This is a genomic window from Vibrio sinaloensis (assembly GCF_000808535.1).
Lineage (GTDB): Bacteria > Pseudomonadota > Gammaproteobacteria > Enterobacterales > Vibrionaceae > Vibrio > Vibrio sinaloensis_D.
Window position 1 is genome coordinate 97,345 of sequence record NZ_JWLV01000049.1, and the last position, 22,412, is coordinate 119,756.

At 46.7% G+C, this 22,412-nt stretch carries 16 protein-coding genes and 6 tRNA genes; 20 read left to right on the forward strand and 2 right to left on the reverse strand.

Annotated elements, in window-relative coordinates; all coding sequences use genetic code 11:
• Window positions 1-31 precede the first annotated feature (31 nt).
• Window positions 32-1,540 (reverse strand): leucyl aminopeptidase, encoded by a 1,509-nt coding sequence (gene pepA / locus RJ47_RS20320; RefSeq protein ID WP_005472699.1) that lies wholly within the window; start codon window positions 1,538-1,540, stop codon window positions 32-34.
• A 191-nt stretch (window positions 1,541-1,731) separates the two neighbouring features.
• Between pepA and lptF the strand changes: the two genes are divergently transcribed.
• Together lptF and lptG are read left to right on the forward strand one after the other, a co-directional pair.
• Window positions 1,732-2,832 (forward strand): LPS export ABC transporter permease LptF, encoded by a 1,101-nt coding sequence (lptF, locus tag RJ47_RS20325; protein ID WP_038140346.1) that lies wholly within the window; start codon window positions 1,732-1,734, stop codon window positions 2,830-2,832.
• A 3-nt stretch (window positions 2,833-2,835) separates the two neighbouring features.
• Window positions 2,836-3,906, forward strand: a complete 1,071-nt coding sequence (gene lptG, locus RJ47_RS20330) for an LPS export ABC transporter permease LptG (RefSeq protein ID WP_005472677.1) — start codon at window positions 2,836-2,838, stop codon at window positions 3,904-3,906.
• A gap of 38 nt (window positions 3,907-3,944) precedes the next feature.
• On the opposite strand, the gene mutS is transcribed toward lptG, so the two are convergent.
• Window positions 3,945-6,482: a DNA mismatch repair protein MutS gene (mutS, locus tag RJ47_RS20335; protein WP_052237996.1), complete on the reverse strand. Its 2,538-nt coding sequence runs from the start codon at window positions 6,480-6,482 to the stop codon at window positions 3,945-3,947.
• A gap of 126 nt (window positions 6,483-6,608) precedes the next feature.
• Here mutS and pncC point away from each other — a divergent pair, with 126 nt between their 5' ends.
• The 18 genes from pncC (at window position 6,609) to RJ47_RS20425 (ending at window position 22,324) form a co-directional block, all read left to right on the forward strand.
• Entirely contained in the window at window positions 6,609-7,103 is a 495-nt protein-coding gene (pncC, locus tag RJ47_RS20340) for a nicotinamide-nucleotide amidase (protein WP_039486542.1), read from the forward strand.
• 188 nt (window positions 7,104-7,291) lie between these two features.
• On the forward strand, window positions 7,292-8,338 hold the full coding sequence (recA, locus tag RJ47_RS20345) for a recombinase RecA (protein WP_038140340.1): 1,047 nt from the start codon (window positions 7,292-7,294) through the stop codon (window positions 8,336-8,338).
• Between the two features lie 73 nt (window positions 8,339-8,411).
• Entirely contained in the window at window positions 8,412-8,876 is a 465-nt protein-coding gene (gene recX / locus RJ47_RS20350; protein ID WP_005472727.1) for a recombination regulator RecX, read from the forward strand.
• Window positions 8,877-9,018: 142 nt separating this feature from the next.
• Entirely contained in the window at window positions 9,019-11,601 is a 2,583-nt protein-coding gene (gene alaS, locus RJ47_RS20355) for an alanine--tRNA ligase (protein WP_039486544.1), read from the forward strand.
• Window positions 11,602-11,794: 193 nt separating this feature from the next.
• The gene (locus RJ47_RS20360; RefSeq protein ID WP_038140334.1) at window positions 11,795-12,982 is read left to right on the forward strand and encodes an aspartate kinase; all 1,188 of its coding nucleotides are present in this window, start codon (window positions 11,795-11,797) and stop codon (window positions 12,980-12,982) included.
• A 92-nt stretch (window positions 12,983-13,074) separates the two neighbouring features.
• The gene (csrA, locus tag RJ47_RS20365) at window positions 13,075-13,272 is read left to right on the forward strand and encodes a carbon storage regulator CsrA (RefSeq protein ID WP_004415691.1); all 198 of its coding nucleotides are present in this window, start codon (window positions 13,075-13,077) and stop codon (window positions 13,270-13,272) included.
• Window positions 13,273-13,457: 185 nt separating this feature from the next.
• Window positions 13,458-13,550: transfer RNA gene (locus RJ47_RS20370), tRNA-Ser, on the forward strand.
• A 75-nt stretch (window positions 13,551-13,625) separates the two neighbouring features.
• Window positions 13,626-13,702, forward strand: a tRNA-Arg gene (locus tag RJ47_RS20375).
• A gap of 25 nt (window positions 13,703-13,727) precedes the next feature.
• Window positions 13,728-13,820 (forward strand) — tRNA-Ser (locus RJ47_RS20380).
• Window positions 13,821-13,916: 96 nt separating this feature from the next.
• Window positions 13,917-13,993 (forward strand) — tRNA-Arg (locus tag RJ47_RS20385).
• Between the two features lie 65 nt (window positions 13,994-14,058).
• Window positions 14,059-14,135: transfer RNA gene (locus tag RJ47_RS20390), tRNA-Arg, on the forward strand.
• A 65-nt stretch (window positions 14,136-14,200) separates the two neighbouring features.
• Window positions 14,201-14,277, forward strand: a tRNA-Arg gene (locus RJ47_RS20395).
• A gap of 438 nt (window positions 14,278-14,715) precedes the next feature.
• The gene (locus RJ47_RS20400) at window positions 14,716-14,973 is read left to right on the forward strand and encodes an oxaloacetate decarboxylase subunit gamma (protein WP_008081883.1); all 258 of its coding nucleotides are present in this window, start codon (window positions 14,716-14,718) and stop codon (window positions 14,971-14,973) included.
• 32 nt (window positions 14,974-15,005) lie between these two features.
• A complete protein-coding gene (gene oadA / locus RJ47_RS20405) occupies window positions 15,006-16,793 on the forward strand; it encodes a sodium-extruding oxaloacetate decarboxylase subunit alpha (protein WP_039486549.1) in 1,788 nt (595 codons plus the stop codon).
• Between the two features lie 9 nt (window positions 16,794-16,802).
• A complete protein-coding gene (locus RJ47_RS20410; protein WP_005475535.1) occupies window positions 16,803-17,933 on the forward strand; it encodes a sodium ion-translocating decarboxylase subunit beta in 1,131 nt (376 codons plus the stop codon).
• A 117-nt stretch (window positions 17,934-18,050) separates the two neighbouring features.
• Window positions 18,051-19,001 carry an NADP-dependent oxidoreductase gene (locus RJ47_RS20415; RefSeq protein WP_005475532.1) on the forward strand — a complete coding sequence of 317 codons (951 nt, stop codon included), beginning with the start codon at window positions 18,051-18,053 and terminating at the stop codon, window positions 18,999-19,001.
• Window positions 18,995-19,456 carry a YqaA family protein gene (locus RJ47_RS20420; protein ID WP_038192876.1) on the forward strand — a complete coding sequence of 154 codons (462 nt, stop codon included), beginning with the start codon at window positions 18,995-18,997 and terminating at the stop codon, window positions 19,454-19,456. The genes RJ47_RS20415 and RJ47_RS20420 overlap by 7 nt, the downstream gene beginning before the upstream one ends.
• Window positions 19,457-19,465: 9 nt before the next feature.
• On the forward strand, window positions 19,466-22,324 hold the full coding sequence (locus RJ47_RS20425; protein ID WP_039486552.1) for a M16 family metallopeptidase: 2,859 nt from the start codon (window positions 19,466-19,468) through the stop codon (window positions 22,322-22,324).
• The last annotated feature ends 88 nt before the right edge of the window (window positions 22,325-22,412 follow it).

The following is a 22,412-nucleotide window of genomic DNA, read 5'->3' on the forward strand; positions in this document are numbered from 1 at the left end:
GGCCTTGCGGCCCTTTTGACGAAGTTGAGGTTTATTCCTCTGTGTCTTGGCCACTGCGGTTAAGCAGGAATTGGACAAGCATTGAGACAGGGCGGCCCGTAGAGCCTTTTGCTGCGCCTGACTTCCAGGCTGTACCTGCGATGTCGACGTGTGCCCAGTGGTATTTCTTGGCAAATTTAGACAGGAAACAACCCGCTGTGATCGTGCCTGCAGGACGACCACCGATGTTTGCCATATCGGCAAATGGGCTCTTCAACTGCTCGTGGTACTCGTCAGCCATAGGGAGACGCCATGCGCGGTCACTAGATTGCTCAGATGCGTTGATCAACTCGTGTGACAGCGGGTTATGGTTAGAGATAACCGCACTGATATGGTGGCCTAGAGCCATGATACATGCGCCAGTTAGAGTCGCTACGTCAACCACACACTCTGGCTCGTAACGTTCAACGTAAGTTAATGCATCACACAGTACTAGACGGCCTTCAGCGTCAGTATTAAGTACTTCAACCGTTTGACCAGACATTGTCGTCAAAATGTCGCCTGGACGGTAGGCATTGCTGCCTGGCATGTTCTCACATCCTGCTAGAACGGCAACCACGTTGATTGGTAGGTTCAATTTCGCAAGTGCTTTCATTGTGCCAAATACCGATGCAGCACCACACATGTCGTACTTCATCTCGTCCATGCCTTCGCCTGGCTTAAGTGAAATACCGCCTGAATCGAAGGTTAGACCTTTACCCACAAGAACGATTGGTTTTGCTTCTGGATCTGGGTTGCCCTTGTACTCCATGATAGACATCATAGATTCGTTCTTAGAACCACGGCCAACGGCTAGGTATGACGTCATACCCAGTTTTTCCATCTCTTGCTCGCCAATGATCTTAGTCGTTACTGTCTCATAGTCATCCGCTAGGCGACGTGCTTGAGAAGCAAGGTAAGCTGGGTTGGCGATGTTTGGTGGCATGTTGCCTAGGTCTTTCGATGCTTTCACACCAGACGCGATAGCAAGACCATGTGCGATTGCTTTTTCGCCAAGGTTTAGCTCACGACGTGTTGGTACGTTGAATACCAGCTTACGAAGTGGACGGCGAGTTTCTGGTTTAACGCTCTTAAATTGGTCGAACGTGTAAAGACCATCTTTTGTTGCTTCAACCGCTTGGCGTACTTTCCAATAAGTGTCACGACCTTTAACGTGCAGTTCTGTTAGGAAACATACTGCTTCCATTGAACCTGTTTCGTTGAGCGTATTGATGGTTTTTTGAATGATTTCTTTGTATTGGCGCTCGCCAAGCTCACGCTCTTTACCACAACCGACAAGCAAAACGCGTTCAGACAGTACTCCTGGTACTTGATGAAGCAGTAGCATCTGCCCTGGTTTACCTTCCAGATCGCCACGGCGAAGTAGAGAACTGATATAGCCATCGCTGATTTTGTCGAGCTGTTCAGCGACCGGAGAAAGACGGCGTGGTTCAAACACACCTACAACGATACATGCGCTGCGCTGTTTCTCAGGGCTGCCACTCTTTACACTGAACTCCATGCGTACTCCTACATCCTGAAGACAAATAGAACTAAATGTTAGATAATGCCGTCTTACTTGTTGATTCCTTACTCGGAACTATCCTTAAATAAGCGCGTTAACAGTTAGCCAAAAAATTTAAAAATAAAAGGTTCAACGGGAAATTATAGTGATTCAATTAAAAAAACAAGTTTTGTATAGGTAATTTCAGCGTGATTATTGTTAGATATTTGATCCGCGAGACACTCAAAAGCCAATTAGCGATATTTTTTGTGCTTTTACTCGTCTTTATAAGTCAGACTTTTATCAAAGTTTTAGGCGATGCGACGGACGGTGATATCCCTGCTCGACTGATCTTAGCTATCGTTGGATTAAATATTCCCCAAATGGGGCTTCTGATGCTGCCGATGAGCTTATACATCGGTATCTTGCTCACTTTTGGCCGTTTATACAGCGAAAGTGAAATTACCGTCATGAATGCGACAGGCATGGGCAGTAAGTTTTTGATCCGTGCGGCGATGTCACTTGCGTTTATCACCACGGCACTGGCTGCATTCAACACGCTTTATTTAGCACCATGGAGTCAAGAAAAAGAGGCTCAGTTGATAGAGCAAGTTGCGGCTGAAAACAGTGTCGACTTGCTAAAAGCGGGTCAGTTTCAGCGTACACCGGATGGCTCTTCGGTCGTCTTCATTGATGAAATCCGAGACAACAAGCTCAACAACGTGTTTGTGGCTCAAGTGCGCCCGCGCGATGCGATTTTACCGAGTGTGATGTTCTCTAACTCGGGTGAAGTGCGTGAGCACGATGATGGTCGCCAAATGATTGTGATGCATGATGGTACGCGATACGAAGGCATTCCTACTCGCTTGGATTACATGGTGACAGAGTTTGAGCAGTACAGCGGTTTGATTGGTCAACGTGAAGTCCAAGCTAAGCGCCGTAGCTGGGGTGCGGTACCAACACTAGACTTGATTGAGAGTACCGATTTGTCTGCAAAAGCCGAGCTTCAATGGCGTATATCGCTCTTTGTTTGTATCCCACTGTTGACCATGCTTGTGGTGCCTCTTTCTGCAGTTAACCCGCGCCAAGGTCGTTTTGCCAAAATGGGGCCAGCGATTCTGGCTTATTTTGTTTACTTTATCTCAATGTCGACGACGAAATCAGCAATCGAGGATGGCAATATTCCAGCAGTGATTGGTATGTGGCCAATCAACTTTGCTCTGTTAGTGGCGGCGATCGGCGTCAACTTTATCGACAGCGTTCCTGTGCGACGCATGAAAGACAAATTTAGACAACGTAAGGTGTCGTAACTCGTGTTTAAAATTCTAGACCTCTATATCGGCCGAACCATTATCGCGACGACCTCTATGGTGTTAGCGACTCTTATCGGCTTATCGAGCATCATCCGTTTTGTAGAGCAATTACGCAGTGTAGGTAAAGGAAGTTACGATTTACTCAACGCATTCTATTTCGTCCTGTTGGGAATTCCACGCGATATTGAACTGTTCTTTGCCATGTCTGCTTTACTGGGTGCATTAATCGGCTTAGGTATTTTGGCATCAAGTTCTGAGCTCGTGGTCATGCAGGCTTCTGGCTACTCCAAACTCGATATTGGTTTATCGGTACTGAAAACCGCAATTCCATTAATGCTGATTATCATGCTTCTAGGGGAGTGGGGGGCGCCTCAAGCGCAAAAAATGGCGCGCGAGCTGCGTTCATTCTCGATTTCTGGCGGCCAGATAGTGTCAGTGAGAGCAGGGGTCTGGGCGCGAGATGTGGATGACTTTATCTTCATCGGCAAGGTGGAAGACGACACGCTCTATGGTGTGAAGGTGTGGCGATTCGATGATGAGAAGAAACTCTATCAAGTGATGTTTGCCCCTGAAGCGGACTACTTAGGTGATAACCAGTGGCTCATGAAAAATGCGGAAATTACCGACATGGCCGACAAGGTAGAGCTGGCTAAGTCTAAGGTGAAGGAATACGCGTGGAAAACGACGTTAGTTCCTGACAAGTTGGCTGTGGTAAAAGTAGAGCCTGAAGAGTTGGCGATGAGTGGTTTGTATGACTACGTCACTTACCTTAAAGCCTCAGAGCAAGACGCCTCTCGCTATGAACTGGCCCTTTGGCGTAAAGTCACTCAGCCGATATCCATTGCGGTTATGATGTTGCTCGCGCTGTCGTTTGTCTTCGGCCCGCTGCGAAGTGTAAGCATGGGGGCGAGGGTTTTATCCGGTGTGGTTGCTGGCTTTACTTTCTATATTTCGAGTGAGTTTTTTGGCCCACTGACTTTAGTTTATGGAATTCCTCCCGCAGTGGGGGCGGTAATGCCGAGTTTGGTATTTTTAACCTTGGCACTGATGCTGCTGCGAAGAAAATTGTAAAAAATGGCTGCCTTTTGGCAGCCATTTTTCATTGAAGACTAAAGCAGTTTTTTAAGTCTATATAGCTCTTCCAAAGCCTGACGTGGAGTGAGATCGTCAGGGTCAATATTGGAAAGCGCTTCTTCAACTTCACTTGGTTCTGGAATAAGACTTAATTGATTAGCGATGTCCACACCGCTACTTGGCGTGGATGATGCTTCTATTTGACCGATTTGTTCGAGTTGGGTCAGCTTAGCGCGTGCATTTTTGATTACGCTCTTTGGTACACCAGCAAGTCCCGCGACAGCAAGACCGTATGATTTGCTCGCCGCGCCTTCTTGAACGGCGTGCATAAAGGCAATGCTATCGCCATGTTCAACCGCATCAAGGTGAACATTGGCTAAGGTCGGTATTTGGTTTGGCAACTCAGTGAGCTCAAAGTAGTGGGTCGCAAACAATGTCATTGAACCGAGCTGTTTTGCCAACCATTCCGCGCTCGCCCAAGCCAAAGATAGGCCGTCGTAAGTACTGGTTCCACGCCCAATCTCATCCATTAGCACTAGGCTATTTTGAGTTGCGTTGTGCAAGATGTTAGCGGTTTCCGTCATCTCAACCATAAAGGTAGAACGGCCTGATGCCAGGTCATCTGAAGCACCAATACGAGTAAAGATACGATCCACCGAACCAATGGTTGCTGACTCTGCAGGGACGTAAGAACCAATGTGAGCCATCAGTGCGATCAATGCGGTTTGGCGCATGTAAGTCGATTTACCGCCCATGTTTGGACCAGTAATGATTAACATCTTACGTTGGGCATTGAGCTCGATTGGATTGGCAATGAACGGCTCGTCCATCACTTGCTCAACAACTGGATGGCGGCCAGCTTGGATATGAATACCAGCCTCTTTGGTTAAGTTCGGGCGACAGTAATCTAAGCTGTCTGCACGTTCTGCTAGGTTTTGCAAAACGTCAATTTGAGAGACTGCAGAGGCGACATTTTGCATTTGCTCTAAATGTGGAAGAAGCAAATCAAACAGCTCTTCCCAAAGTTGTTTCTCTAGCGCTAGCGCTTTTGATTTTGAGTTGAGGACTTTATCTTCATGCTCTTTTAACTCAGGGATGATGTAGCGCTCTGCGTTCTTAAGCGTCTGGCGACGTACGTAGTGTGGCGGCACTAAGTGGCTTTGTCCTCTGCTGACCTGAATAAAGAAACCGTGGACATTATTGTAGCCCACCTTGAGTGAATCAATGCCGTGACGCTCACGCTCGTCTTGCTCCATTTGCTCAAGATATTCGGTCGCACCATCTGCCAATTTACGCCATTCATCAAGTTCAGCGTTGTACCCTTCTGCGATCACACCGCCATCACGAATAACTACAGGCGGATTCTCCTTGATAGCACACTCTAGCAGCTCGCACACCTCATCCATTGGCGCCGCGTATTGCGCTAACTTAGAGAGGTAAGGATGGCTAAGTGAGCTCATTAACTCAGATAGCTCAGGTAGCTGCTGCATCGCATAGCGTAGACGAGCCATATCACGTGGGCGAGCACTACGCAGCGCCAAACGAGCCAGAATACGTTCGATATCGCCAATCTGCTTAAGTACTGGGTGTAAGTCACCAAATAAGGCTTCATCTTTTAGCTCAGCAATAGCATCTAGACGGTGGTTTAGCGTATCAATGTCGCGCATCGGCTGATGCAACCAGCGTTTGAGCATACGGCTACCCATGGCGGTCGCTGTATGATCCAAAACTTCAGCAAGGGTGTTGTCTGTACCACCTGCAAGGTTTTGGGTGATCTCTAAATTTCTGCGTGTTGCCGCGTCAAGAATCACCGAATGATCTTGGCGATCGAAGGTCAAAGAGCGAATGTGCGGCAGTGCTGTTCGTTGGGTATCTTTCACATATTGAATCAGACAGCCTGCTGCGCATAATCCGAGCTTGGCGTGTTCGACTCCAAACCCAACTAAATCACGTGTGCCAAATTGTTGGTTTAACTGCTGTTTTGCCGTATCTAGCTCAAACTCCCATACTGGGCGGCGGCGGTTGCCATTGCGAGAAGACATCAAATGTACGGGTTCGAAATCTTCTGGGAACAGCAGCTCGCGTGGCGCGGTACGTTGCAACTCGGCTGCCATTGCTTCTTCTGTTTCCGGTTCCATTAATTGGAATCGGCCTGAAGTCACGTCGAGAGTCGCGTAGCCGAATTTACCATCGTGGTGATAGATAGCGGCGATAAGGTTATCGATACGCTCGGAAAGCAGGGCTTCATCAGTAACGGTGCCAGGGGTGACAATACGCACCACTGCACGCTCTACTGGACCCTTACTCGTCGCAGGATCGCCAATTTGTTCACAAATCGCAACGGACTCGCCAAGCTGCACCAATTTGGCTAAATAGCCCTCTACGGCATGGAAGGGGACGCCCGCCATTGGAATCGGCTCGCCGGCAGATGCGCCGCGTTTAGTAAGAGAAATATCGAGTAGTTGTGACGCGCGTTTGGCATCATCATAGAAAAGTTCGTAAAAATCGCCCATTCGATAGAACAGCAAGATGTCAGGGTTCTCGGCTTTTAACTTGAGATACTGCTGCATCATTGGGGTATGTTTTTGCTTATCTTTTTCAGGTAACGCTTTCACGGGTAACTTCTTTCGTTTATGTCTATTGCGGCTTAGGATACGTGAATCGACATTGGGCGAAAAGATGCAAGAGGGTATTTAGATATGGAATCACAACAAAACCTGTCAGCGCGATTGGGTGAAGCACTATTACATCACCAACAGGTGCTCGCAACCGCAGAATCTTGCACAGGTGGCGGGGTGTCCGCTGCGATTACCGATATAGCAGGCAGCTCCGCATGGTTTGATCGTGCGTTCATCACTTACAGCAATGAAGCTAAGATGGAAATGCTAGGTGTAAATGAAGAAACGCTTGACGCTCACGGGGCGGTGAGTGAAGCAACCGTGGTTGAAATGGCGCAAGGTGCAATTCGACATTCGCGTGCCACGATCTCGGTTTCTATAAGTGGTATCGCAGGTCCTGGTGGTGGCTCGGATGAGAAACCTGTTGGAACGGTGTGTTTTGCTTGGGCAGACGATAAAGGTTGGCTAAAAGTGGCCACTTATTGCTTTGAGGGGGATAGACGATCAGTACGTCGACAAGCTGTTATCAAAGCGCAACAAGTACTGTATGAGAAGCTGAGTGTCGCAGAGCAATGAATAAGTAATGAATTAAAAGTTTCGATAAATTAGATAGATATCATCAAAATTCAAAAAAAATCCACACAGGTGTGGACACTGTATGAATCAACAGTATAATGACTTTCATTGATGGTTCAGTGCTTGGCGCTGGATAAAAGAATTTGATTGATATTCATCAGCACAAGATGAGTCTTTTGGAGAAAGTGATGGACGAGAACAAACAGAAAGCGCTCGCCGCTGCGCTAGGTCAGATTGAAAAGCAATTCGGTAAAGGTTCAATCATGCGCCTGGGTGATAACCGCGCAATGGATGTAGAAACAATCTCTACGGGTTCACTTTCTCTTGATATCGCACTGGGTGCTGGTGGCCTTCCGATGGGTCGTATCGTAGAAATCTACGGTCCTGAATCATCGGGTAAAACAACGCTAACTCTTGAGTGTATCGCTGCGGCGCAAAAACAAGGTAAAACCTGTGCATTTATCGATGCAGAGCACGCACTTGATCCTGTTTACGCGAAGAAGCTTGGTGTTGATATTGATGCACTTCTTGTTTCTCAGCCAGACACTGGTGAGCAAGCGCTTGAAATCTGTGATGCGTTGGCTCGTTCAGGTGCTATCGACGTAATGGTTGTTGACTCGGTTGCAGCTCTAACGCCTAAAGCGGAAATCGAAGGCGAAATGGGCGACAGCCACATGGGTCTTCAAGCGCGTATGCTTTCTCAAGCAATGCGTAAGCTAACCGGTAACCTAAAGCAGTCTAACTGTATGTGTATCTTCATCAACCAAATCCGTATGAAGATTGGTGTGATGTTCGGTAACCCAGAAACCACAACGGGTGGTAATGCACTTAAGTTTTACGCATCGGTTCGCCTAGATATTCGCCGTACGGGTTCTATCAAAGAAGGCGATGAGGTTGTGGGTAACGAGACTCGCATCAAAGTTGTTAAGAACAAGATTGCAGCACCATTTAAGCAAGCTGAAACGCAAATCATGTATGGCCAAGGTTTCAACCGTGAAGGTGAACTGATTGACTTAGGCGTTAAGCATAAGCTAATCGAAAAAGCGGGCGCATGGTACAGCTACAATGGCGATAAGATTGGTCAAGGTAAAGCAAACGCAGGCAAGTTCCTACGAGAAAACGTAGAGGCAGCACAAGCTATCGACGCTAAGCTGCGTGAAATGCTTCTGTCGCCAGCAGAAATTCAGCCTGATGACGCAGAACTAGGTCAAATGCCAGAGCAAGAAGAGCTATAACATAGCCTTATGAATTTAAAGCCCTGCTTATGCGGGGCTTTGTTGTATTTAGAATATGAGAATTTAATCCGACATGTTCCAACGAAAACCACCAACACTGTCGAGCAAAGAAGCCGCTATTCAACTGCTCAGTCGTCGTGATCATGGTGAGTATGAAATGTATCAGAAACTTAGCTTGAAAGGTTATGAAGAGGATGCGATTCAAGAAGCGATTAATTTTTGTTTAGATCATAATTACTTAGATGATCTTCGTTATGCCAAAAGCCAAGTGAGGCAGCATGTTTATAAAGGCCATGGAGAGCGCCGAATTCGCCAAGAACTCAATCAAAAGCGAGTGGCTGAGTCAGTCATAGAAAAAGCGATGGAAGAAGAGCCGCAAGATTGGTTCGAATTGGCAAAAAGTGCTGCCGAGAAGAAATTCAAAGGAATGAAAGCGAAAGACCAAAAAGAGTACGCCAAACAGGTGCGTTTTCTTCAATATCGAGGTTATAGCTTTGAACAAATCAGTTATGCGCTCAACTCAGAAACTGAGGATTAACAGCTAAATGAGTCGTTAATTTAATGATTTAGTTTCGTTTCCACAATCCAAATGCTCTTTTCTGCGAGAAAACTAGTCGTAGCGCTAACCATGATCTACAATAGCGCAAAATTCTAACTCGACTATTTTCAGGAAGAGCTGCATGTACATGAGCACTGATGAGGTTCGTAACGCGTTCCTTAAGTTCTTTGAAAGCAAAGGACACCAAATCGTAGACAGTTCATCGTTGGTTCCACATAACGATCCAACCCTGCTATTCACAAACGCAGGTATGAACCAATTTAAAGATTGCTTCTTAGGCGCCGAAAAGCGTGCCTACACTCGAGCAACTACGGCTCAGCGTTGTGTACGTGCGGGTGGTAAACATAACGACCTTGAGAACGTTGGTTTTACAGCTCGTCACCATACTTTCTTCGAAATGCTAGGTAACTTTAGTTTTGGTGATTACTTCAAAGAAGACGCGATCGCGTTTGCTTGGGAATTCCTAACTGAAACGCTACAACTGCCAAAAGAGCGTCTTCTGGTAACGGTATACGAGACAGATGACGAAGCCTTCGATATCTGGAACAAAAAAGTAGGTGTACCTGCTGACCGTATCGTTCGTATCGGTGACAAAGAAGGCGGTAAGCAGTTCGAATCAGATAACTTCTGGACAATGGGTGACACAGGTCCTTGTGGCCCTTGTACTGAAATCTTCTACGATCACGGTGAGCACATCTGGGGCGGTCGTCCTGGTACTCCAGAAGAAGACGGTGACCGTTTCATCGAGATCTGGAACAACGTATTTATGCAGTTCAACCGTCATGCTGATGGCACGATGGAACCGCTACCTAAGCCTGCAGTTGATACGGGTATGGGTATTGAGCGTATTTCTGCAATCATGCAGGGCGTTCATTCAAACTACGAAATCGACGTATTCCAAAAGCTAATCAAAGCTGCTGCAGAGGTTGTCGGTTGCGAAGACCTTTCAAATCAATCGCTACGCGTGATTGCGGACCACATCCGCTCTTGTTCATTCCTAATCGCAGATGGTGTGATGCCTTCAAACGAAGGTCGTGGCTACGTGTTGCGTCGTATTATCCGTCGTGCTGTGCGTCACGGTAACAAGTTAGGTGCAAAAGGCGTATTCTTCCACAAACTTGTCGGTGTACTTGCTGAAGTGATGGGCAGCGCAGCTGACGAGCTTAAGAAGCAACAAGCCGTTGTTGAGAAAGTACTACGCATTGAAGAAGAAAACTTTGGTCGCACACTAGAGCGTGGCATGGTTATCCTCAATGAAGCACTGGATGCACTTGAAGGCAAAGAGCTTGATGGTGAAACAGTATTTAAGCTTTATGATACTTACGGTTTCCCTGCTGACTTAACTAACGACGTGGCTCGCGAGCGTGATTTCACTATCGACGAAGCGGGTTTCGAGAAAGCGATGGAAGAACAGCGTCAGCGTGCACGTGAAGCTGGTCAATTCGGCACGGACTACAACGCAACAATTAAAACAGAAGCTGAAACCGAATTTTGCGGTTACACAGGCACTCAGGGTAAGAGCAATGTGGCTGAAATCTTCGTTGAAGGTGAAGTAGCAGAATCTCTATCGGCGGGCGATAAAGCGATCATCATTCTTGGTGAAACGCCATTCTACGCAGAATCAGGCGGTCAGTGTGGTGATGCTGGTGTACTAAAAACTGAATCTGGTCTATTCAAAGTAGAAGACACGCAGAAGTTAGGTAATGCAATTGCGCACCACGGCGTTCTAGCCGAAGGCGTTCTCGCGAAAGGTGATGAAGTAGAAGCTATTGTTGATGCAGAGCGTCGCGCTTCTATCTCACTAAATCACTCAGCAACGCACCTGCTTCATGCTGCACTACGCCAAGTTCTGGGCGAGCATGTAACGCAGAAAGGGTCACTTGTTAAGCCAGAAAACCTACGTTTTGACTTCTCTCATCTCGAAGCGGTAACGCCTGCTGAACTAAAAGAAGTTGAGCGCTTAGTAAATGCACAAGTTCGTCGTAACCACGTGATTGAAACTAACGTTATGGACATCGAGTCTGCTAAGCAGAAAGGTGCAATGGCCCTGTTCGGTGAGAAGTACGATGATGAAGTTCGCGTGCTATCTATGGGCGAGTTCTCAACGGAGCTTTGTGGTGGTATCCACGCATCAAACACGGGTGATATTGGCCTCTTCAAGATCACTTCTGAAGGTGGTATCGCAGCAGGTATCCGTCGTATCGAAGCGGTAACTGGTGAAGCAGCACTAGATGCAATCGAAGAGCAGCAAGCGAAGTACGAAGAGAAACTGGTTGAGTCGGCACAAAAAGCAAAATCTCTAGAGAAAGAAATTCAGAAACTGAAAGACAAGATGGCTGCCGCAGAAAGCGCAAACATCATGGGTAAAGTTCAAGAAATCAACGGCACGAAAGTGTTGATTGCTGCTCTAGAAGGCGCCGATAACAAAAACCTACGTACGATGGTTGATGACATTAAAAACCAAGTGGGAAGTGGCGTTATCCTATTGGCGAACATTAACGGCGATAAGATTGGTCTCATCGCTGGTGTGACTAAAGACCTTATCGGCAAAGTGAAAGCGGGCGATCTTGTTAAGATGGTCGCTGAGCAAGTTGGCGGTAAAGGTGGTGGTCGTCCTGATATGGCGCAAGCGGGTGGTACTGATGTGGCAGCTCTGCCTGAAGCGATCAAGACTGTTCAGCCTTGGCTAGAAGAACGCTTGTAAAAAATACTGTATAAACTGCGCTCAATCATTTGTTTGATTGAGCGTAATTTTTTTGTCCTAACCAAGTGGTTTAATTGATTGTCCTAGTGATAGTCGAATAGGCCGCTTGGTTTTTGTTATAACTACTGCAAACAATATTCAACACATTGAATGCAGTCCGAATGAGACTTTGGTCTTGGGAAGGTGAAGACTGGTGAAAAAGCCCCTTATCGTGCAAAAGTTTGGCGGAACGTCTGTTGGTTCTATTGAAAGGATCCATACGGTAGCCGAACACATCATAAAGGCGAAAAATGATGGTAATCAAGTTGTCGTAGTCGTCTCCGCAATGTCTGGTGAAACAAACAGGCTGATGGATTTGGCGAAACAGGTCGATAGTGTACCTACGGCGCGAGAACTTGATGTTTTGCTCTCTGCTGGTGAACAAGTGTCGATGGCACTACTTGCAATGACTCTCAATAAATTGGGGTTTGCAGCCCGTTCACTTACCGGAGCACAAGCGAACATTGTGACGGATAATCAACACAATGACGCAACGATTAAACATATTGATACCCAAGCTATCAGAGAGTTGTTAGCACAAGATCACATAGTCATCGTGGCTGGATTTCAAGGGGTCAATGAAAATGGGGATATCACCACGCTAGGTCGAGGTGGATCTGATACAAGTGCGGTGACCTTAGCAGGTGCGCTCAATGCGACGGAATGTCAAATATTTACTGATGTAGATGGCATATACACATGTGATCCTCGAGTGGTCGCGACCGCGCAAAAATTGGACGTGATTGACTTTCCTTCTATGGAGGAAATGGCGCGCAAAGGTGCCAAGGTTCTTCACCTACCTTCAGTGCAGTACGCATGGAAACATAATGTTCCCCTACGAGTGCTTTCTACATTTGATCGCAATCCAGGCAGTTTGGTCAAAGGGGAAGAGTGCCAAAACGCAGTTTGCGGAGTCGCCATTCAGCGAGATATGTGCTTGATCAGAATTGAAAAAGAGATGCTCTCTGCACTTAAGACTCAGTGTCAAATGCTAGGTATTGTCATCTGGAATGTGATCGAGCATACAGAATGGACAGGTGTGGTACTAAAACTGGACGCTTATGCAAAACTGGAACTGGTTTTCGGTGACAAAATCCGTAATAGTGATTCAGTAAGTTTGCTGACTGCCGTCGGCTTACACGTAGAAGGACTGGTGGAAAAGTCTTACGCTTTGCTTACAGAACAAGGCATTTCGGTCGAACATTATGCTGTTAACCCACAGTCGTTGATGCTTGTGCTGTCGCCAGAATGTGTCGACAAAGCAGCTAACATACTGCATGATGCGTACATAACTTCTGCAGAGGCGATCGACTACCTGCAAAAACATGCCTTTTTAGGCTAGATTCGAGCCACAATAGAGTTTACGAAAATATAACTTTTATTGGATAATAGCCTTGTAGCAAGATAATTCAGAGATTACTCAAGGAGCACAGAATGCTAATTTTAACTCGCCGCGTTGGCGAAACTCTAATGATCGGTGATGAAGTAACAGTAACGGTACTGGGTGTAAAAGGTAACCAAGTACGTATCGGTGTTAATGCTCCGAAAGAAGTGTCTGTTCACCGTGAAGAAATTTACATGCGCATTCAGGCAGAAAAAGGTAATGGTAACGTTGCATCTGGCAACTACTAATTACACAGAGAGGCTGGCAAATATTGTCAGCCTTTTTTGTTGCTGGAAAGGGCATATTTTTAGCAAAAAGAGTGAATTAACACCGCTTTGATTAAATAGCCAACGCTTGGAAAAGTTTTTGCCGTTTTTGCCAAGAAAATGTTTGACATATTTTTGGTAAATCGTAATATGTGCCTCCGCAAGACGGTGAGGTGGCCGAGAGGCTGAAGGCGCTCCCCTGCTAAGGGAGTATACGGCTTGATACCGTATCGAGGGTTCGAATCCCTCCCTCACCGCCATTCTTGCTTCTTCTTATAGAAGAACAGTTCTTCGGAACAGCTTTAAAACAACTTTCTGTAGCAAGAAAGTACAGCGCGTCCTTAGCTCAGCTGGATAGAGTACCTGGCTACGAACCAGGCGGTCGGAGGTTCGAATCCTCCAGGACGCGCCATAATTTCCTTACCAGGGAATAAAACGGTGAGGTGGCCGAGAGGCTGAAGGCGCTCCCCTGCTAAGGGAGTATACGGCTTGATACCGTATCGAGGGTTCGAATCCCTCCCTCACCGCCATTAATTGGCTTATGGCCAATTTTTTTGTTTTAAAGCCCTGTTGTTTCAAAGAACTAGTGTGATATACTTCACACCTCTCGTTTTAGAGAACATTGCGCGTCCTTAGCTCAGCTGGATAGAGTACCTGGCTACGAACCAGGCGGTCGGAGGTTCGAATCCTCCAGGACGCGCCACTCTTTAGGTTTCCTTTGAATAAATTGGAATCCTGATATTGACAGACGTTGATATCAAAAATTGCGCGTCCTTAGCTCAGCTGGATAGAGTACCTGGCTACGAACCAGGCGGTCGGAGGTTCGAATCCTCCAGGACGCGCCACTCTTTAGGTTTCCTTTGTATAGATTGGAATCCTGGTATTGACAGACGTTGATATCGAAAACTGCGCGTCCTTAGCTCAGCTGGATAGAGTACCTGGCTACGAACCAGGCGGTCGGAGGTTCGAATCCTCCAGGACGCGCCACTCTTTGAGAAAGCCCTGCTAGAAATAGCAGGGCTTTTTATTAACATTTAATTATCAAATGTTTAACTCTCAATTTACAAGTTAATGTTTCTTAAGGGCTTTTTTGGGAAATATTAACCCTATCGCAGTATTCTCCTCGTATTTGAAATAACGTCTGAAAAACAGCAGTTATTTATCCTTGATTAAACTGATATTGCAGATTTATGTGACTTGTATGACGTATTAACCCTTAGATATGTGCATTATCATCAAGACTGCTTTAAACAAAATTGACAAAGTTTAACCAATCGAGATAATCCTAGACCTCTTGTCGGGATCACAAAGCTCGTCCTGATCGAAGACGTCCAACGAAAAATTGGGCATGTTTAGGTAAATTGGACAAGAAGTCCGCATGGTTTACCTAGTCCCTTGTCAGGATGACAAAGAAAGGATGCAAAAATGGATAATATTGGAAGCCTGCTAGTAGATGCTGCGACCCTGATGCTTACGGGCATGGTTGTGGTGTTTCTATTCCTCACTATTCTTGTTTATCTCGTTCGGCTAATGTCGAAACTGGTGCCTGAAGAAGTACCAGAGCCGATCGCCACCCCAAATCAAAATAATAAAGTTCAACCAACCTCTTCTGCTGTTAGCCCAAAGGTCGTGGCGGCAATCTCTGCTGCAGTACACCAGTATCGTACCTCTACAGCTAAATAGCATTTGAAATGGATTAAAAGGAGTTAATGAGCATGTCAAAACCACTAGCTTTAACCGACGTGGTTCTTCGTGACGCCCATCAATCGCTGTTTGCGACACGTATGCGTCTTGAAGATATGTTACCGATTGCAGCAGAGCTGGATAAAGTAGGCTATTGGTCTCTTGAGACTTGGGGCGGAGCAACGTTTGATGCGTGTATTCGTTTCTTGGGAGAGGATCCATGGGAGCGCCTACGTGAGCTTAAAAAAGCAATGCCGAATACCCCAATGCAAATGCTATTGCGTGGTCAAAACCTATTGGGTTACCGTCACTACGCTGACGATGTGGTAGAGAAGTTTGTTGAACGCGCTCACGCCAATGGTATGGATGTATTCCGTATCTTTGATGCGATGAACGATGTCCGTAACTTTGAAAAGGCAGTCAAAGCCGCCGTTGATGTCGGTGCGCACGCTCAAGGTACGCTCTCTTACACCACAAGCCCAGTGCACAATACTGATACTTGGGTTGATCTTGCCAAACGTCTTGAAGACCTGGGCTGCCACTCTTTGTGTATCAAAGATATGTCTGGTTTGCTTAAACCTTATGAAGCGGAAGAGTTAATTACTCGAATCAAATCTTCTACTGACATCCCTTTAGCGCTTCATTGTCATGCAACAACAGGCTTATCTACTGCGACGGCTGTCAAAGCTGTAGAAGCAGGTGTGGATATTCTGGATACAGCAATCTCATCGATGAGCTGCACCTATGGTCACACGCCAACAGAAACCGTAGTTGCAATGCTACAAGGCACTGAGCGAGATACCAATCTTAAGCTTGACCAAATTGAGCCTATTGCCGCTTACTTCCGCGAAGTTCGTAAGAAGTACGCTAAGTTTGAAGGTCAGTTAAAAGGTGTCGACTCACGTATCTTAATCGCCCAAGTTCCGGGTGGTATGCTGACGAACATGGAAGGTCAGCTTAAAGAGCAAGGTGCGGCGGATAAGCTTGATGAAGTATTGGAAGAGATCCCTCGCGTACGCCAAGATTTAGGTTACATCCCACTAGTGACGCCAACTTCGCAAATTGTTGGTACTCAAGCAGTAATCAATGTTCTAACTGGCGAGCGCTATAAGAGTATTACTAAAGAAACCGCAGGTGTTCTTAAAGGCGAATATGGCGCAGCGCCGGCTGAGGTAAACGCGGCACTTCAAGCAAAAGTTCTTGATGGTGGTGAAGCGATTACATGCCGTCCTGCTGATTTGCTGGATGCAGAGCTTAATACCCTAACGGATGAACTCCTAAGCAAAGCGAAAGAAGAAGGTATTTCTCTGGCTGAAGATACGGTTGATGATGTACTCACGTACGCGTTGTTTCCTCAAGTAGGGCTTAAGTTCCTCAAAAATCGTCGTAATCCTGAAGCCTTTGAGCCAGCACCATGGCTAGAGGAAACACCTGCATCTGCTCCGGTTGCTCAACCTGCACAGGGCGGAATTGAGACTTACAGCGTTAAGGTGGACGGTCAAGTATACGATGTGGAAGTTGGTCCTCAGGGGCAGTTGACGTCAGTCGCTCCGGCTCAAGCGTCGGCACCACAAGCTGCGCCAGCGCCTTCTGCACAAGCCGGAAACTCTGAAGTCGTTCCAGCTCCACTAGCGGGTAACATATTCAAAGTAAACGTCCAAAGTGGATCTCAAGTCGCTGAAGGCGATGTGCTGTTGATCCTTGAAGCGATGAAGATGGAAACAGAAGTACGCGCTGCCCGCGGTGGTATTGTGCAAGATCTTCACGTTAAAGAAGGCGATTCCGTCACTGTAGGCGCGCCGCTGATCAGCCTAGCGTAAGGGAGTACCATGGAAGGATTAATGACCCTTTGGTCAGAAACAGGGATCGCTAACTTTGAGTTTGGCCAGATCTGTATGATCTTGGTTGGCTGTGCTTTGCTATTCTTGGCGATACGTAAGGGCTTCGAGCCCTTACTTCTGCTGCCGATTGGCTTTGGCGCGATTTTAGCGAACATTCCCAACGCAGGATTCACCGAAGAAGGTGGGCTACTTTACTATGTTTACTACGTTGGTATTGAATCAGGTATATTCCCGCTGTTGATCTTCATGGGTGTAGGAGCAATGACGGACTTTGGTGCCTTGATTGCAAACCCGAAAACGCTATGGTTGGGCGCGGCGGCTCAGTTTGGCATCTTTGCCACTCTATTTGGGGCGATTCTACTCAACTATGTACCTGGCATGGAATTTAGTATGCCAGATGCAGCGTCAATTGCGATCATTGGTGGTGCAGATGGACCAACGGCGATCTTCTTGGCAAGCCAATTGTCTCCTGATCTATTGGGTGCCATCGCGGTTGCAGCATACAGCTATATGGCGTTGGTTCCGATCATTCAGCCACCTATTATGAAGGCGCTCACATCACCAGAAGAGCGTAAGATCCAGATGGCTCAACTTCGTCATGTGGGGAAAGTAGAGAAGATCTTATTCCCACTCGCGGTGTTGTTGATGACGATTTTGTTCTTACCTTCCGCAACACCACTGGTGGGCATGTTCTGTTTGGGTAACTTGATGCGCGAAGCGGGTGTCGTGGATCGCCTATCGAAAACCGCTCAGAATGAGTTGATTAACATCGTTACTATCTTCTTAGGTCTTGGGGTGGGCTCGAAGCTACAAGCGGAAGAATTCTTGAATGTTGAGACGCTCGGTATTCTTGCTCTGGGTGCGGTTGCCTTTAGTATCGGTACCGCTGGCGGTGTTTTGATGGCTAAGCTGCTTAACAAGTTCTCTAAAGAGGATATAAACCCACTTATTGGCGCTGCGGGTGTATCGGCGGTACCAATGGCGGCACGTGTGGTGAATAAGGTTGGCCTTGAAGCCAATCCACAAAACTTCTTGCTGATGCATGCGATGGGTCCCAACGTGGCTGGGGTTCTGGGTTCTGCCGTTGCTGCGGGTATCTTGTTGGCGCTTGTCGGCTAATGCTTAGTTAGTTGTTGGTTAATTTGAAATCGATCGGTTAACTTGATAGCAATAAATGGTATATATTCAAAGGGATGCTTTAGCATCCCTTTTTGCTATCGACAGGGAAATCATGAAATGGAAAACAAACAAATCGCAATATCTCAATTCGGTGGGCCAGAAGTATTGGTCATCCAGTCATCTGCGGTTCCTCAGCCTAAAGCGGGTGAAGTACTTGTCAGAGTCGCTTTTGCTGGTGTTAACCCTATCGATGTGAAAACACGCGCTGGTCTTGGTTGGGCTGCGTCCGAAAACAAAGATAATTTACCTTGGGTTCCGGGTTACGACATAGCGGGTGAAATTGTCCAATGTGGTGAGCAAACGGAACGATTTAGCCAAGGAGATAAAGTTGCCGGTTTTGTGGGTTTCCCTTTGCAAGGTGGCGGTTACAGCCAATATATAGCTGTTCCTGAAACAGAACTGAGCCTTGTGCCTGATTCCATTACACTAGAAGCTGCGGCAGCATTGCCTCTTGCCGGTCAGACCGCGATTCAAGCGCTGGATAAGGCGGGTGTTAAAGAGGGAGACAGAGTGCTTGTACTCGCGGGCGCAGGTGGTGTTGGGCATATAGCAATACAAGTTGCGGTTGCCGCGAAAGCAGAAGTGTTTACGACGTGCAGCGAGTCCAACTTAGACTATATGGCGACGCTTGGTGCTCACGCGGTTAATTACCAATTTGCGCCTGTGTCAGAACGTGTTGAAGAAGCGGATGCTCTGATTGACTTGGTTGGAGGTGATGCGGCTTTAGATGCGCTTAAATGCTTGAAAGATGGCGCTAAAGTTGTCACAGTGCCGACCTTAAGCGCAGAGCTTATATGTGAGAAAGCGAAGCTACTGGGCTTTGAAGCGACCGGCATGTTGGTTGACCCTAATCCGGAACAACTTGATGCGTTGCTCTATATGGTCAGTGTTGGCTTATTAAAAACAGAGATCTTCAAGATTTATCCTATGGACCAAGTTTCTGAGGCTCACAAGCAAATAGAAACTGGACACACGCGGGGCAAGGTTTTGCTTGATATGCAATGCTAGAGGCATTTAATGCCTCCTTCCAATCTATCGCACTATGGTTTTCCGATTCGGCACTTTGGGTCTTGTTTATTACGGGTTTTCTCAGTGCCACTTTGCTTCCAGGGGGCTCTGAAGCGGGGCTGCTCGCTGCGCTTAGTCTGAATCAATTTTCTACGTTTTCCATCATTCTTGTCGCGACCTTGGGTAATACATTAGGTGGTTTGACCAACTATTGGCTTGGTTGGTGGTTGCCTAATCGAACTCAAAACGAAAAGCATGGTCATAAAGCATTACAGTGGCTGAGTAAATATGGTTACTGGTCTCTATTTTTCAGTTGGTTGCCAATCATAGGCGACCCTCTTTGTTTGGCTGCGGGTTGGCTACGTATGCGTTTCTGGCCTTGTTTCTGGCTTGTCTTAATAGGTAAAGCTTTCCGGTACAGTCTACTTGCCGCCATTTATTTTGGTTTTTTCTAAGGGGAAGTTATGAGAAAAATCTGGCTTGGTGCGTTTTCTCTCGTCGCTCTTTACGGTTGTTCAACTAGCAACCTTCCTTCTGTCTCTCTATTCTCATCGCTACCGGAAGGAGTCACCTTGATTGAAGAGGTCGATCCTCAGCCTGGCAAAGCGATGATTCCCTATTCCAAATACAAACTCGACAACGGGTTGACGGTTATCCTATCTCCTGATGACTCTGATCCTCTCGTTCATGTGGATGTGACTTATCACGTTGGTTCTGCACGTGAAGAAATTGGTAAGTCAGGCTTTGCGCATTTCTTTGAGCATATGATGTTTCAGGGCAGCGAGCATGTCGGTGACCAAGAGCACTTTAAAATTATTACCGAAGCGGGTGGTACACTGAACGGGACCACGAATCGCGACAGAACCAACTATTTTGAAACGGTTCCCTCCAATCAACTCGAGAAGATGTTGTGGTTGGAATCGGATCGCATGGGCTTCTTGCTTGATGCTGTTTCGCAACGCAAGTTCGAAATTCAGCGCGATACCGTTAAGAATGAACGTGCGCAGAACTATGACAATAGACCCTATGGTTTAATGTGGGAAAAGATTGGCGAAGCCATGTATCCGGAAGGTCATCCATACTCATGGCAAACCATTGGCTATGTGGAAGATTTAGATCGTGTTGATGTTAACGATCTTAAAGCCTTTTTCTTGCGTTGGTATGGCCCAAATAATGCGGTACTCACCATTGGCGGTGATCTCGATGTTGATCAAACGCTGGAATGGGTCAACAAATACTTTGGCTCAATTCCTACTGGTCCTGAGGTAGACAAGGCTCCTAAGCAACCAGCTGTCTTAACAGAAGACCGTTATATTACTTTGCAAGATCGTATTCAGCAGCCGATGGTTGTGGTTGGGTGGCCTACTACTTATCGTGGTGAAGAAACTCAGGTCTCTCTAGATGCGCTGGCTAATGTACTGGGAAGTGGGGCAAATAGCCTGCTGTATCAAAAGCTGGTCAAAACGCAAAAAGCGGTCGATGCAGGTGCGTTCCAAGATTGTGCTGAGTTGGCGTGTAATTTCTATGTTTACGCAATGGCACCATCGGGAGAGAAAGGTCAGTTAAAGCCTCTCTATGAAGAGTTAATGCAGACTTTAAATGAGTTTGAAGCGCAAGGCGTTGACCAAAATCGTCTAGATCAAATCACAGGTATGGCGGAAGCAGATGCGGTGTTTGCTCTGCAAAGTGTTCGAGGTAAAGTTTCGCAATTGGCTTCGAATCAAACCTTCTTCGATCAACCTGATCGTCTTCAGAGCCAGCTTGAGCGGATCCGAGCTGTGTCACCTGAATCGGTCATGAAAGCCTATAAAGACTATGTGAATGGTCATAAAAAAGTGACCTTAAGTGTCGTACCAAAAGGTAAGTCTGACTTTGCGGTAGCGCCGGCAAATTTTGTGACACCAGCTCGAACATTGCCTGAGTACGCAAAAGTCACAGAATCGGACCTCGAGTACCGCCGCCCTGTAGATGAGTTTGATCGCTCAGTCATGCCGCAAGTGGCTGAAGGTGTCAAAGCTCAGATGCCGAAGTTGTACAGTGTCTACTTTGACAATGGTGTTGAGCTGCTTGGAACAGTCAGTGATGAAACGCCGACGGTTCAACTCAATATTCGACTTCCTGCAGGTGAGAGGTATGTCGCTAAAGGTCAGGAAGGTTTAGCCAACCTAACTGCAGCCATGATGCAAGAGGGAACGTTAAAATCCAGTGTTGAAGAACTGCAAGCGCAATTGGATAAGCTCGGCAGTTCGGTTTCTATTGATGCTGCCAACTATACAACCAACATTGCGATATCGAGTTTAGAAAAGAACCTGCCTCAGACATTGGCTTTGGTGGAAGAAATTCTTTTCGAGCCAGCCTTCAATCAGCAAGATTTTGAACGCAATAAACGTCAGATGCTCGAAAGCATAGTTTATCAGCACCAAAAACCAAGTTGGCTCGCTTCACAAGCGACGCGTCAAGTGTTGTTCTCAGGCTCTATTTACCAAAGGCCAAGCGATGGTACGGCTAAGTCTGTTGAAGCGTTGACGCTTGATGATGTGAAAGCGTTTTATCGAACGCACTATACACCGCAAGGCACTCAAATTGTTGTGGTGGGTGACATCTCAAAACGCCAGATTAAAAAATCATTGGCGTTCATCGAAAACTGGCAGGGTAAAGCGGCGCCGTTGTTGCGTCCTCAGTTGGTGAGTGATCCGGGCGAGCAAAAAATTTACCTCGTAGATAAGCCCGGCGCGCCTCAAAGCATTGTTCGTTTTGTTCGACAAGGTTTACCCTTTGATGCCACAGGCGAAACGTATTTGACGCAACTGGCTAACTTTAATCTTGCGGGTAACTTTAATAGCCGCTTAAACCAAAACTTACGCGAAGACAAAGGTTATACCTATGGCGCAAGCGGCTATTTAGCGGCAAACCGAGAGGTGGGGGCGATTGTCTTCTCTGCACAAGTCCGTGCCGATTCGACGTTAGCCTCGATTCGTGAGTTTGAAAATGAACTCAATGAGTACAGTTTGGAAGGCATGAGCGACGCCGAGATGAAATTTTTACGCTTGGCGGTCGGTCAACAAGATGCTCTGAAGTATGAAACGCCTTCACAGAAAGCTCAGTTGTTAAGTAGTATCCTTGCTTACAGCTTGGATGAAGACTACCTCAAGCAGCGTAATGAGATTGTTGAAACGGTTGAAAAATCGACGCTTGATCAGTTGTCGGCGAAGTGGTTTACTCCCAAAGATTATCAAATCATTGTGGTCGGTGATGCAAATACCTTGAGGCCACAACTAGAAAGTTTGCAAATCCCGATAGAAGAGCTTGAAATCATCCGCTAGAGTACACATAACTTAGAGCAAAGAAAAAGAGTGACGTCAGTCACTCTTTATTAATTATAGGATTGGCTCAGTATGAACTGGGCCCTCG